Origin of the sequence: Martelella limonii (assembly GCF_013344475.1) — a bacterium.
In the GTDB taxonomy this organism is placed as follows: domain Bacteria; phylum Pseudomonadota; class Alphaproteobacteria; order Rhizobiales; family Rhizobiaceae; genus Martelella; species Martelella limonii.
Window position 1 is genome coordinate 1 of the sequence record NZ_JABUOU010000001.1, and the last position, 13,288, is coordinate 13,288.

Sequence of the window (13,288 nt, forward strand, 5' to 3'; positions counted from 1 at the left end):
CCCGTGGCATCACCATCTCGACGGCCCACGTCGAATATGAGACGCCGAACCGCCACTACGCCCACGTTGACTGCCCCGGCCACGCCGACTACGTCAAGAACATGATCACCGGTGCTGCCCAGATGGATGGCGCGATCCTGGTTTGCTCGGCTGCCGACGGCCCGATGCCGCAGACCCGCGAGCACATCCTGCTTGCCCGTCAGGTTGGCGTTCCGGCGATCGTCGTGTTCCTGAACAAGGTTGACCAGGTCGACGACGAAGAGCTCCTCGAGCTCGTCGAAATGGAAGTCCGCGAGCTGCTCGATTCTTACGAGTTCCCGGGCGACGAAATCCCGATCATCAAGGGCTCGGCTCTTGCTGCTCTGGAAGATTCGGACAAGAAGATCGGCGAAGACGCGATCCGCGAACTGATGGCCGCTGTCGACGACTACATCCCGACGCCTGAGCGCCCGGTTGACCAGCCCTTCCTGATGCCGATCGAAGACGTGTTCTCGATCTCGGGTCGTGGTACGGTCGTGACCGGCCGTGTCGAGCGCGGCATCGTCAAGGTTGGCGAAGAAGTCGAAATCGTCGGCATCAAGGCAACGCAGAAGACGACGGTTACCGGCGTTGAAATGTTCCGCAAGCTGCTCGACCAGGGCCAGGCCGGCGACAACATCGGCGCTCTGATCCGTGGCGTACAGCGCGACCAGGTCGAGCGTGGCCAGATCCTCTGCAAGCCGGGTTCGGTTACGCCGCACACCGTGTTCAAGGCAGAAGCCTACATCCTGACGAAGGAAGAAGGCGGCCGTCATACGCCGTTCTTCACCAACTATCGTCCGCAGTTCTACTTCCGCACCACGGACGTGACCGGTGTTGTCACGCTGCCGGAAGGCACGGAAATGGTCATGCCGGGCGACAACGTCACGGTTGACGTCGAGCTGATCGTTCCGATCGCGATGGAAGAAAAGCTGCGCTTCGCTATCCGCGAAGGCGGCCGTACCGTCGGCGCCGGCATCGTCGCCTCGATCATCAAGTAAGCTTGATCGACTGAATTGAAAAAAGCCCCGGCGGAGCGATCCGCCGGGGCTTTTTCTTGTTCTTGGGCAGGCTTTACATCGGCTCGCCAATCTCGATGATGTGGCCGTCGGGGTCGTGGCATCTGAACACGGACTGCCCCCAGGCCTGCCGCTCGATCGGATGGATGAGCGCCGCTCTGGCCGAAACCTTTTCGAACAGTGCCTGCAGCGCGCCGGATTCGAAATAGATCACCATATTGGCGCGCCCATAGGGCTCGGTGCGCGCGGCCGGCGCACCGAATATCGTGGTTTCCAGGGCTTTTCCGGAATGCAGCGCCAGTCCGTTTTCTAGCTGAACGAAATCGCCGTGGTCCTGCGCGATCGTCTGGCCGAGCAGGTCGCAGTAAAACGCGACGGAGCGCTTGATGTCGGCGACGAAAACGAGCGTGTTGATGAAGGTCGGCTTTGTCATGGTTCCGCTCAGGCCCCGCCCACCAGCAGCAGGGCCATGGGGAGAGTGATGATCGACACCAGCGTCTGGACGGTGACGACGGCCGAATAGAGCCGCGCATCGCCGCCGAGCTGGCGGGCCAGAACATAGCCGTTCATCGCGGTGGGCACGCTTGCGCCGAGCACCATGACGGTCAGCGGCATGCCGGTGACGCCGAGTGTGGTCGCCAGCGTGTAGGTGACGAACGGAAACAGGATGAGTTTCATCACGGTCGGCAGCAGCACCATCGGCTTCGGCTTCAGCGCATCCGATATCACCAGCCCGGCGCCGACCAGCAGCAGGCCCATGCCAAGGGCTGCGCGGGCCATCAGGTCGAAGGCCGCATAGACCGGATCGTAGATCGGGATCGACAGGAAGTTGATCAGGATCGAGACGAGGGCTGCGACCACCAGAGGGTTGGTTGCGACCTTCAGCGCCATTGCGCCGAGATTGCGCTTCTCGCCGGAAAACGTGACGAGGACCATCACGTTGACGATGTTGAGCGGAATGATCGTTGCCGTCATCATCAGCGAGATAACCGCCATGCCTTCAAGGCCTGCAAACTTGTCGGCGATCGCGAGCGCCACGAAGGCGTTCCAACGCGTTGTTGTCTGAAACACGGAGGTATAGGCCGGGCGACCGACGCGCCATCGCTTCAAGAGGGGCCAGAGCGCGAGTGTGAGCGCCGATATGATGGTCACGGCCATCAGCGCGATCCACCCGATCCGACCGGCATCGAGCGACGAGAAATCCGCACGCGCCAGCGTGGTAAACAGCAGCGCCGGAAACAGTACATAATAGCCGAGCTGGTTCAGTCCCGCCCAGAAGCCGTCGTTGAAGATCGGGACGCGTTTCAGGAAGGCCCCGAATGCAATCACGATGAAGATGGGCAGAACGCTTTCGAAGATCAGGAGCATGCGGAATACCGGTGGCCTATGGTTCGGTTAACTTTGCCTGCGATGATTGCTTGCCAGAGCGAAGGTATTTCTGTCACACAGACCTGTGGAGAAAGAAAAGCCGATGAACGAAGTCTGGCCGCGCCGATTGAGAATTGCAATACTGGGCACGGCGCTGGCGTGCCTGCCGATCGAACTTGCGGTCAGCGGCGCAATCCTCGCGATCATCGTGTTTGTGGACCATATGTTCGACACGCGGCGCATGCTTGGCGATCGCGCCGTGGAACGCATGCAGGAATAGCGCCTCAAGCCTGCCTCGCGATCGCCGTCAACCGGTCGAGCGCGCCCTGCAGAATGAAGGATGCGGCGGCCGAGTCGATCCGCTCCGCCCGCTTCTGCCGGGAGACGTCCATTTCCAGAAGCACCCGCTGGGCTGCAACCGTCGAAAGCCGTTCGTCCCAGAAACAGAAGGGAAGGTCGGTCTTTTCTTCCATGCTGCGCACGAAGGCGCGGGTCGCCTGAACGCGCGGTCCGGCACTGCCATCCATGTTCATCGGCAGGCCGATGACGAAGCCCGCGATCCGTTCCTTTTTGGCAAAGGCCAGCAGCGTCTCCGCGTCCCGGGTGAACTTGATGCGCTTCAGCACCGGCCGCGGGGTCGCAAACCGGCGCGACAGGTCCGAAACCGCAAGGCCGATGGTCTTGGTGCCGAGATCGAGGCCGGCAATGGCTGCAGCAGGGGCGAGGCCTGCGGCCAGTTCTTCAATCGTCTGGACGGTCATGGTGTTTTTCTTGGCGCCTTTTGCCAAGCTTCGATGGAAAATCGAGCCGGGCCGCATTAGGTGTTGGGATAGAACACTTAACGCCAGCATGAAGGAAAAGCAAAATGAAGCTGACCTGGCTCGGGCATTCCGCATTCCGCCTGGAAACCGCAAAAGCAACCATTCTGATCGACCCGTTTCTCTCGGGTAATCCGTCCTTTGAGGGGCTCGATCGGGGCGGCGTGGTCAAGGGCGTGACCCACATCCTTCTGACCCACGGCCACGGCGATCATCTGGGCGACACCATTCCGATCGCGAAGGAAACCGGCGCGACCGTGCTTGCCAACGCCGATCTGGCTGCCTGGCTCGGCAAACAGGGTGTGACGAACATCGAGGCGGGCAATACCGGCGGCACGGTCGATTTCGACAATTTCACGGTGACATTCACCAATGCGCTGCATTCCTCCGCCTTCATCACCGAGGACGGCGTTTCCCATGCACTCGGCAATCCCAACGGGCTGATGCTGCATATCGATGACGAGCCGACGATCTATCACATGGGTGATACCGACATCTTCTCCGATATGGCCTTGATCAACGAGCTGCACACGCCGCAGGTCGGTCTTGTTCCGATCGGCGACCGTTTCACCATGGGCGGTGCGGTGGCGGCCCTTGCCTGCCAGCGCTATTTCAACTTCGAGACCGTGATCCCGATGCATTACGGCACGTTCCCGATCATCGACCAGACACCGGATTCCTTCGTTACCGGCATGGGGCCGGGCCCGACCGAGGTGCTGACCCCGAAACCCGGCGAAACGGTCGATCTGTGATCAATTGCACCGTTGCGAAGGGCGGCGACGCCCTTTATAGCGTCAGGGGAAATTATAAACCCGGAGAGCTTTCATGTCCGTAGACACCGCGACCGTCAAACGTGTTGCCAAGCTGGCGCGCCTCGCCGTCGATGAGGAAGCCGTCGAGCGCATGACCGGCGAGCTCAACGCAATCCTCGGTTTCGTCGAACAGCTGGGCGAGGTGGATGTCGAGGGCGTCGAGCCGATGACCTCTGTGATGCCCATGACGATGAGAAAACGCGACGACGCCGTCACGGATGGCGACAAGGCCGATGTGATCGTTGCGAACGCCCCCGAGACGGAACGCAATTTCTTCCTGGTGCCGAAGGTTGTCGAATAGACCCCTCCACCTTCCCCAGCGACCTGCAACAAAGTGACGCTTATGACCGAACTGACCAGCCTGACCATCGCCGAGGCCCGTGACAAGCTCAAGGCCAAGGACATTACCGCGACCGAACTGACCGCCTCCTATCTGAAGGCGATCGATGATCACAATGGCGCCCTCAACGCCTATGTGGCGGTAACCCATGATCAGGCGACCGCCATGGCCAAGGCCTCCGACCTGAAGCTCTCCCAGGGCACGGGCGGCGCGCTGGAGGGGATTCCGCTCGGCGTGAAGGATCTGTTCGGCACCCGTGACGTCCACACCCAGGCCGCCTCGCACATTCTTGATGGCTTCAAGCCGAAATACGAGTCGACCGTGACCCAGAACCTCTGGGACGATGGCGCGGTGATGCTGGGCAAGCTCAACATGGACGAGTTCGCGATGGGCTCTTCCAACGAGACCTCCTATTACGGGCCGGTCATCAATCCCTGGAGGGCCAAGGGCTCGAACCAGGACCGCGTTCCGGGCGGCTCGTCCGGTGGTTCCGCCGCAGCCGTCGCCGCGCATCTTTGCGCAGGGGCCACCGCCACCGATACCGGCGGCTCGATCCGTCAGCCGGCTGCGTTTACCGGCACGGTCGGCATCAAGCCCACCTATGGCCGCTGCTCTCGCTGGGGCGTTGTGGCGTTTGCCTCCTCGCTCGATCAGGCCGGACCGATTGCCCGTGACGTGCGCGATGCGGCGATCCTGCTGAAATCCATGGCAAGCGTGGACGACAAGGACACTACTTCTGTCGATCTGCCGGTGCCGGATTACGAAGCCGCCATCGGCCAGTCGGTGAAGGGCATGAAGATCGGCATTCCGCGCGAATACCGTGTCGAAGGCATGCCGGAGGATATCGAAAAGCTCTGGCAGAAGGGCATCGAGATGCTGAAGGATGCCGGCGCCGAGATCGTCGATATCTCGCTGCCGCATACCAAATACGCGCTGCCTGCCTATTATATCGTCGCGCCGGCGGAGGCCTCCTCGAACCTCGCCCGCTATGACGGCGTCAAATACGGCCTGCGCGTGGAAGGCAAGGACATTGCCGACATGTATGAAAAGACCCGCGCGGCCGGTTTCGGCCCCGAGGTCCAGCGCCGCATCATGATCGGCACCTATGTGCTGTCGGCTGGCTATTATGACGCCTACTATCTGAAGGCGCAGAAGGTGCGCACGCTGATCAAGCGCGACTTCGAAAACGTGTTTGCCGAAGGCGTCGATACCATTCTGACGCCGGCGACACCGTCCGCCGCATTCGGCATTGCCGATCAGGATCTCGCCAATGATCCGGTGAAGATGTATCTGAACGACATCTTCACGGTGACGGTGAACATGGCCGGCCTTCCGGGGATTTCCGTTCCCGCCGGTCTCGACCACAACGGCCTTCCGCTCGGCCTGCAGCTGATCGGCAAGCCCTTCGAGGAAGAAACGCTGTTCCGCACGGCCGCCGTCATGGAAAAGGCCGCCGGCCGGTTTACGCCGGAAAAGTGGTGGTAGCCTCGAGCATTCGGGTGCCAGGTGGAGACACCTGACACCCGCGAAAATGCAGAGCCGAGGGGGCGTGCAACTTCACCACGCTTGGCGGTATCCTCTCCTTGCTGGGGCACGCCAGATATCGCAAGCGTGGCATTTACGAGAAGAGGCCGTGACATCGAACGGCCATCCTCGCTTCACATTGGCGCGGACCGGGGCATTGGGAACCGCATTCACGCGGGACTGATCCGCTTTTCCCCTGCGCCCTCAAACCTCGCTGGACAATCCCAACCCATCCGGGCCTAGCCTCATGGTGATCGGTTTCTGTGCGTCCCATTCAAGCCGCTTTTCTCCCTTCTGGAAAGTCTCGGTTCGTGCCGGGATAGGGCGTCGCCGATGTCGCCGGAGCCGCTCCTGTCATCGCGCCTTGCCAGAGCGGGGCCGTCCCATGGTCTTCGGGCATCTACGAAGGCAATTCCGTGACATTCCCGCGGCATCATTTTCCTGCCGGGAGGGGGTGTCATTTCTGCCATATTCCGAAGGCTTCTGCCCGTCGAAACAGCTTCGAAGGGCAAGAATTGAAATCGCTTTCATTGTTTATGCTGCTCGCCGCGCTTTCGCTGTCGGCCTGCACCACCACCGCTGAAACATCACCCCCAACCGAGACATCTGCAATCGATCACTTCGTAAGCCCGATCCAGGGCAAGGAGGAAGGCGCGACCGGGCCCGATGACCGGTTGCGGCTTTCCTATGCGGCGGACAAACCCGCCCCGTCGCGCTCGCCTGCTTCGCGTGCGCTCGACATGGTCCTTCAGCTTGGCGACAACACGATCAGCGTCTACCGCTACCGCGATCCCGCAAGCGGAAAATCCGCATTTTTCGATGGCGACGGCAACAAGCTCGGGCAATATCTTCTGCGCAATCCGGTGCCGGATGGGAAGCCGACCTCGGGCTTTGGCCGTCGCTACCACCCGGTGCTCGGCTATTCGCGCATGCACTCCGGTGCGGACTGGTCTGCGCCGACCGGTACGCCGATCTACGCTGCTGCCGATGGCGTCGTGACGTTTGCCGGCACGCGCAGCGGCGGCGAGGGCAAGCAGATCGTGATCGATCACGGCCATGGCTACCAGACCTCCTACAGCCATGAGAGCAAGTTTGCCAAAGGCATAAAGGCTGGCGTTCACGTGGAGCAGGGACAGTTGATCGGCTATGTCGGACGCACCGGCCTCGCCACCGGTTCGCATCTTCATTACGAGGTGTCGATCAATGGCACGAAAGTCGACCCGCGCAAGGTCCACTTCATCCGCGAGGGAAGGCTCGAAGGCGCAGACCTTGCGAGGTTCGAAAAATACGTGAAGGAAGACGCCTGAGGGCTGGCTGGGCGCTGGGACGTTCGACATGGCGTCAGAAAGGCTGATGTCCGTCCCTGGTGCGAGCCGCTCACTGAATGGGCTCCAGCTGTCCGGAGCCGCTCGTGACGCTCTGCATTGGAAGGATGTCGGATGGCTTCTAGGCCTCGGGATCGCTGATCAGCGCTGAAAGCTTGCCGGAGGCGCCATTGAGCAGGCCGACATGGCCGACGGCTTCTTCAAGCGTGAGGCGTTGCAGCGGCGCGTGGAAGGACAGCGACGAGACCAGCCGTCCGTAGCTGTCGCGGATCGGAACGGCGACCGCGATCATGCCGTCCATGAACTCCTCGTTGTCCGTGGAGTAACCGCGCTCACGGATGCGGTCGATCTCTTCAAGCAGCGCCTCCGGCGTCGTCATCGTGTTGGCGGCGCGCGCGGTCAGTTCCGTCGCATTGAGATAGCCGATCACATGCTTGCGATCGAGCGAGCTCAGATACATCTTGCCTGCCGAGGTGCAGTAGAACGGCACGCGCGAGCCGACCGGCAGCTGGATGCGCAGCGGCCATTTGGTTTCCACACGCTCAAGATAGATCATCGCGTCCCGGTCGGGGATCGAGATGTTGCAGGTCTCATTGATCTCTTCGGCCAGCGCCGTCAGGATTGCCTGGCGGGCGGTGCGGATCCGGAGCGAGGACATGATGCCGGCAGACATCACCCTCAGCCGGCTCCCGGGCGAATAGCCCCGCCCGTCAATCTCGCGCTGGATGAAGCCTTCGGCCTCAAGCGTTGCAAACAGGCGGTGGATCGTCGGCTTCGGCAGCCCGAGCGTCTGATTGACCTCGGTCGGCGTCACCGGCGAACCTGCTTGCGCAAGCGCTTCGAGCACCATCAGCAGGCGAAGGTTCGTCGGTATCTGGCCGGTCTGATCATCCACGTTGCAAGCTGCCGCTTCATTCTGATTGTTGCATGGTCTGGCACTGCCAGCGTCTTATCTGTTTGGCAGTAGCATCGTGGAGAGCGAGGGCACAAGAGCGACCAGCACCCAGACCGCGACCAGTGCCAGGATGTAGGGATATATATAGCGCAATATCCTGAAATAGGAGACGCCGGTGACGCCGGAGGCCACATAGAGGTTGAGGCCATAGGGCGGGGTGATGAAGCCAATCGAGGCGCCGACCAGGAAGATCACCGCGAACTGGATCGGGTCGACGCCGATCGAGGCTGCAATCGGCGCGAGGATCGGCGCCATGATGATGGTGGTCGGCAGGCTTTCCAGCACCATGCCCGTGACGAACACGATCGCCATGGCGGTAAACAGCACCGGGTAATAGCCGCCCATGGAGCGGACGAAATTGCCGATCGCATCTTCCGCGCCCATCACGGACAGGATCTGCTGCATCACCACGGAGATCGCGATCAGCGGCGCGAGGATGCCTGTGATCTGCGCCGAGCGCAGCGTGATCGTGGGAATGTCGATCGGGCTGAAGCCCTGCACCACCAGCATTTCGCCATAGCTGCGTTCGCTCGGCGGCCGGTCTTCGCTGGGCGAACCCATCATCTTGTGAAGCGGCAGGCTGATGAAGCCCACGACCACGCAGAAGGCGACGGTCACGGCGGCAGCTTCGGTCGGCGAGAACTTGCCGGTGTAGATGCCCCAGAGCACGATGCCGATTGCGAAGAAGCCGAGCCACGAGCCGACCGCCGTCTTCAGCACGCGCGACGGCTCAAGCCGGATCAGATGGCCCCAGCCATTGATCGAGCAGATGATCCAGCAGAACAGCATCATGGAAAGTCCCATCAGCAGACCCGGAATGATGCCGGCAACGAACAGCTCGGAGATCGGCAGGTTCATCAGGAAGCCGTAGACGATGAAGATGATCGAAGGCGGGATGATGATGCCGAGCGTGCCGCCGGCTGCGGCGGTTGCGGCGGAGAAGCGCTCGTCATAGCCGCCCTTCTTCATCTCCGGATGGAGCATCGAGCCGATCGTGGCAGTGGTTGCCGAGTTGGAGCCGGAAATCGCCGCAAACAGGCCGCAGGCGCCGATCGCCGCCATGGCAAGGCCGCCGCGCATCCAGCCAAGGCAGGAATAGGCGAAATCGGACATGCGCTTGGCAATGCCGGACTGGTTGATGAGATCGCCGGTGAGGATGAAGAGCGGCATTGCCAGAAGCGCAAAGCCATCGGTGAACACATCGGAAAGCGCCGAGCCCAGGTTGTCGAGCGGCAGGCCGAGCAGAAGGCTCATGCCGATGACCCAGAGGCCGATGACGAGCAGAACCGGAACGCCGAGCAGGAAGACGGCCGTCGCGCCCAGCGAGATGATGGTGATCCAGACAGAGTCGGACATGAAATGCTCCTCAGTCGCCGAACTGCGCCGACGCGGCGATCAGCGGTTCGCCGGTGCGGTAATTGCGATAGTCGATGGCAAGGTTCTCGAATGCCCTGCCGGCCATCAGCAGGAAGCTCACCGGAACCGAGGTCAGCAGCCACCATTGCAGCACATTGTCGGTGCCGAGCAGGATCTGGAAATTGGCGGCCGAATTGAAGACCACCCGTGTGGAGGTGACGATGACGACCCAGCAGAATACCGTCCACATCACCGCGTCCAGCACCAGGCAAGCAAACTGGCCGGCGCGCGGCAGCATGCTGCGAAACTCGGCGAAGCTTAAGTGATTGCGGAACTTCATGTTGTAGGCGCAACCCGCCCAGGCCATGATCAGGAACAGGAAGGGCGGCAGCGTGGTCGACCATGGTTCCTGAACCGAAAACGCGAAACGCCGTACCACCTCGACGGCCAGGATCGTGGCGATCAGCAGATACGACCAGATCATGAAGAACTTCTCGAGATGCCGCTCGACAAAGGGAAGGCGGGCATAAAGAAAGGCGACCAGCAGACCGCCCAAAATCGTCACGATCAGACCGACAAGCCAGGCGCCGTTCGAGCCCAGCGCCTCGCTGATCGTCCATGAATCCCAGCTACCGATCGACGTGACGATCGACCAGGCGCCGCCAAGCAACGTTTCCAACGTCATTCTCCTCCCAAACGATGGGCATGATTGCCGGCATTCCTCCCCGAAACGCCGGCCAGTTTCAGTGTGGGGTTGCGGTCAGCTCTTCCACCAGCGGCGCGGCTCGACGTTTTCCGCCCGCATGTCTGCCGGGACCTGACGCGCGATCGCGCTGATCTCGGTATAGGTGTCGATGCCGCCGGCCCAGTTGTTGAGGCGCTCGCGCCACTGTTCCCAGGGGCCCGGATTGAATTCCGGCGAGCACATTTCCTCGGCCATCTTGATCTGGTCGTCGGCAAGGAAGGCAGGACGGACATTGTTGTCGGCAAAGACCGTGTTGGGAAGCTGCGGATCAGAGAAGCCGACCGTGTTGATCAGCGCCGCTTCATTGGCACCCTGGATGACCGCCTGCGTGAAGTAGGACGATTCCAGCACGGCTTCCTGGATTTCCGCCTCGAACCCGTCGAACACCTTGGCATTCATCGAGGTGTGTTCGGTGCCGCAGAAGAACTTGAGGTCGACCGACTGCGAGACCACCGGTGCCATGTTGGCGTAGGCTACGGCGGAGGCCCAGGTTTCCGCACCGTCGATCAGGCCCTGCTTGAGGCCGTCGAGCGTTTCTTCCCAGGCGATCGGAACCGGGTTGAGGTTCAGCAGCTGCATTGCGATGCGGCCGAGCTGTGTGCCGGTAACGCGGTTCTTGGTGCCGAACAGCTGATCGAGCCGCGTGATCGTCGGCTTGTCGGAATATTTCAGGCCAAGCTGGATGCCGCGCAGTTCGCAATGGGTAAACAGGAATTTCAGCCCATGCCGCTTTTCCAGCGGGTCGCGCAGGATGCGCTGGGATTCGGGGCTGTAGAAGAAGTGGTACTGCGAGGCGCGGCCCGGGAACATGTAGGCATAGTCGAGCACGTTGAGATAGGGCGCGCCGCCCGCCGAGTTCTGGGTCGAGGCGGTGTAGATGTCGACGATGCCGAGCTGGGTCTTCTCGACGCAGTTCAGCTGGCCGCAGATCTGGTTGTCGCCGATGAATTCGACGCGCACCAGGCCGTCCGTGCGCTCCTCGAGGTCGCGGGCAAATTCCAGGCAGCCGACGCGCTCGATCAGCGTGTTGTTGGCGTTGAAGCCAGACGCGCCATATTTCAGCGTGTATTTCGGCTCGTTGCCGAAGCGCTTCTCATAGGTGCTTTCCACGGCCTTGGCGAGGCTCGGCAGCGTGATCACGCCGGCCATGGAGCTTGCCGCCAGAAGCGTGGAGCTCAGCCCGAATTGACCCGATAATTTGAAAAGGTCGCGGCGCGATATATGGCGCAGCTTCTCGTTCAGTCCTGTCATTTTCTTCCCTCCCTGTCGAAAAATGAGACTTGCGGTATCGAAATCAATCATATATCGAATGGCCTTGCAAGATACTTTCGTCGTCCCGACGGCGAATTCACGGCTTGGAGGGGGCTTATGGAGCGGTTGGAAGCGGATTATGTGATCGTCGGCGCAGGTTCGGCCGGCTGCGTCATCGCCAACCGGCTGAGCGCCGATCCCGACGTCAGCGTGGTTGTGCTCGAGGCAGGGCCTGCCGACCGCAATCCGTGGATCCACATTCCGGTCGGCTATTTCAAGACGATGCATAATCCGACGGTCGACTGGTGCTACAAGACCGAGCCCGATCCGGGCCTCAACGGCCGCGCGATCGACTGGCCGCGGGGCAAGGTGCTTGGCGGTTCGTCGTCGCTCAACGGCCTGCTTTATGTGCGCGGCCAGCGCCAGGACTATGACCGCTGGGCGCAGATGGGCAACCGCGGCTGGAGCTGGGAAGAAGTGCTGCCGCTGTTCAAGCGTTCGGAAAATCAGGAGCGCGGCGCCGATGAATTTCATGGCACCGAGGGCGAATTGTCGGTCTCCAACATGCGCCTGCAGCGCCCCATCTGCGATGCCTGGGTGGCCGCGGCAATGGCTGCCGGCTATCCGTTCAATCCGGACTATAACGGCGAGACCCAAGAGGGCGTCGGCTATTTCCAGCTGACGGCGCGCAAGGGCAGGCGCTGCAGTTCCGCTGTTGCCTTTCTCAATCCGGCCCGCAAGCGGCCGAACCTCAAGATCATCACCGGCGCGCTGGTGAAAAAGATCGAGATCGAGAACGGACGCGCGACAGGCGTCAGCTATCTGGCCAACGGAAAGGCCGATGCGCTGGTGACCTGCCGGCGCGAGGTGATCGTTTCCTCCGGTACCATCAACTCGCCGCAGCTGCTGATGCTGTCGGGCATCGGCGATGGTGACCGGCTGAAGGCGAACGGCATCGACGTCGTGCATCACGCGCCGGATGTCGGGCGCAATCTGCAGGACCATCTGCAGGCCCGGCTCGTGTTCAAATGCAACGAGCCGACGCTGAATGACGAGGTGCGCTCGCTGTTCAATCAGGCAAGGATCGCGCTGAAATATGCGATGTTCCGGGCGGGTCCGATGGCGATGGCGGCAAGCCTTGCGACCGGCTTCATGCGCACCGGCGATCATGTCGAAACGCCCGATATCCAGTTCCACGTCCAGCCCTGGTCGGCCGACAGTCCAGGCGCCGGCGTGCATCCGTTTTCGGCCTTCACCATGTCGGTCTGTCAGCTGCGTCCCGAAAGCCGCGGTGAGATCGTCCTGAACGGGCCAGATCCGCGCACCTATCCGAAGATCTTCGCGCATTATCTTTCCGCCGAGACGGACCGCCGCACGATTGTCGAAGGCGTCAAGATCGCGCGGAGGATCGCCCGCCATGCGCCGCTGAACTCCAAGATCGCGGAAGAATTCCGGCCATCGGCCGATCTGGCGATGGACGATTATGAAGGCACGCTCGACTGGGCGCGCAACCACTCCGTTTCGATCTATCACCCGACAGGCACGTGCCGCATGGGCCAGGATGAGCGCGCCGTCGTCGACGAACGCCTCAGGGTACGCGGCGTTTCCGGCCTCAGGGTCGCGGATTGCTCGATCATGCCGGAAATTGTGTCCGGCAACACCAATGCGCCGGCCATCATGATCGGCGAGAAATGCAGCGATCTGGTCCGCGAGGACAACCGCCGGATCGCCTGACACAACCGTTTTGGCAGAGGAGA

General features: G+C 61.6%; 14 protein-coding genes. 7 read left to right on the forward strand and 7 right to left on the reverse strand.

What is annotated here, in order from left to right:
* Positions 1–1,019 (forward strand): elongation factor Tu (gene tuf / locus HPQ62_RS00005; RefSeq protein ID WP_174800468.1); only part of this gene is annotated, 1,019 nt, incomplete at its 5' end.
* Between the two features lie 73 nt (positions 1,020–1,092).
* Here the strand turns inward: tuf and HPQ62_RS00010 are convergent.
* Both HPQ62_RS00010 and HPQ62_RS00015 read right to left on the reverse strand, forming a co-directional pair.
* Entirely contained in the window at positions 1,093–1,470 is a 378-nt protein-coding gene (locus tag HPQ62_RS00010) for a VOC family protein (RefSeq protein ID WP_174800469.1), read from the reverse strand.
* A gap of 8 nt (positions 1,471–1,478) precedes the next feature.
* Positions 1,479–2,405 (reverse strand): AEC family transporter, encoded by a 927-nt coding sequence (locus HPQ62_RS00015; protein ID WP_174800470.1) that lies wholly within the window; start codon positions 2,403–2,405, stop codon positions 1,479–1,481.
* A gap of 103 nt (positions 2,406–2,508) precedes the next feature.
* Between HPQ62_RS00015 and HPQ62_RS00020 the strand changes: the two genes are divergently transcribed.
* Positions 2,509–2,685 (forward strand): hypothetical protein, encoded by a 177-nt coding sequence (locus tag HPQ62_RS00020; RefSeq protein ID WP_174800471.1) that lies wholly within the window; start codon positions 2,509–2,511, stop codon positions 2,683–2,685.
* 4 nt (positions 2,686–2,689) lie between these two features.
* Here the strand turns inward: HPQ62_RS00020 and ruvX are convergent, their stop codons facing one another.
* Positions 2,690–3,166, reverse strand: coding sequence for a Holliday junction resolvase RuvX (ruvX, locus tag HPQ62_RS00025; protein ID WP_174800472.1), 477 nt, complete (start codon positions 3,164–3,166; stop codon positions 2,690–2,692).
* A gap of 104 nt (positions 3,167–3,270) precedes the next feature.
* Between ruvX and HPQ62_RS00030 the strand changes: the two genes are divergently transcribed.
* The 4 genes from HPQ62_RS00030 to HPQ62_RS00045 all read left to right on the forward strand — a co-directional run bounded on the left by HPQ62_RS00030 (position 3,271) and on the right by HPQ62_RS00045 (position 7,206).
* A complete protein-coding gene (locus HPQ62_RS00030) occupies positions 3,271–3,975 on the forward strand; it encodes a metal-dependent hydrolase (RefSeq protein WP_174800473.1) in 705 nt (234 codons plus the stop codon).
* A gap of 73 nt (positions 3,976–4,048) precedes the next feature.
* On the forward strand, positions 4,049–4,336 hold the full coding sequence (gene gatC / locus HPQ62_RS00035) for an Asp-tRNA(Asn)/Glu-tRNA(Gln) amidotransferase subunit GatC (protein ID WP_174800474.1): 288 nt from the start codon (positions 4,049–4,051) through the stop codon (positions 4,334–4,336).
* A gap of 42 nt (positions 4,337–4,378) precedes the next feature.
* Entirely contained in the window at positions 4,379–5,860 is a 1,482-nt protein-coding gene (gatA, locus tag HPQ62_RS00040; protein WP_174800475.1) for an Asp-tRNA(Asn)/Glu-tRNA(Gln) amidotransferase subunit GatA, read from the forward strand.
* 554 nt (positions 5,861–6,414) lie between these two features.
* The gene (locus HPQ62_RS00045) at positions 6,415–7,206 is read left to right on the forward strand and encodes a M23 family metallopeptidase (protein WP_244629509.1); all 792 of its coding nucleotides are present in this window, start codon (positions 6,415–6,417) and stop codon (positions 7,204–7,206) included.
* Positions 7,207–7,345: 139 nt separating this feature from the next.
* Here the strand turns inward: HPQ62_RS00045 and HPQ62_RS00050 are convergent, their stop codons facing one another.
* The 4 genes from HPQ62_RS00050 to HPQ62_RS00065 all read right to left on the reverse strand — a co-directional run bounded on the left by HPQ62_RS00050 (position 7,346) and on the right by HPQ62_RS00065 (position 11,531).
* On the reverse strand, positions 7,346–8,119 hold the full coding sequence (locus HPQ62_RS00050) for an IclR family transcriptional regulator (RefSeq protein ID WP_342343653.1): 774 nt from the start codon (positions 8,117–8,119) through the stop codon (positions 7,346–7,348).
* Between the two features lie 54 nt (positions 8,120–8,173).
* Positions 8,174–9,535 (reverse strand): TRAP transporter large permease, encoded by a 1,362-nt coding sequence (locus HPQ62_RS00055; protein ID WP_174800476.1) that lies wholly within the window; start codon positions 9,533–9,535, stop codon positions 8,174–8,176.
* Between the two features lie 10 nt (positions 9,536–9,545).
* A complete protein-coding gene (locus HPQ62_RS00060; protein WP_206678024.1) occupies positions 9,546–10,214 on the reverse strand; it encodes a TRAP transporter small permease in 669 nt (222 codons plus the stop codon).
* Between the two features lie 81 nt (positions 10,215–10,295).
* A complete protein-coding gene (locus HPQ62_RS00065; protein ID WP_174800478.1) occupies positions 10,296–11,531 on the reverse strand; it encodes a TRAP transporter substrate-binding protein in 1,236 nt (411 codons plus the stop codon).
* A 117-nt stretch (positions 11,532–11,648) separates the two neighbouring features.
* On the opposite strand from HPQ62_RS00065, the gene HPQ62_RS00070 reads away from it, so the two are divergent.
* Positions 11,649–13,265: a GMC family oxidoreductase gene (locus HPQ62_RS00070; protein WP_174800479.1), complete on the forward strand. Its 1,617-nt coding sequence runs from the start codon at positions 11,649–11,651 to the stop codon at positions 13,263–13,265.
* Positions 13,266–13,288: the final 23 nt, after the last annotated feature.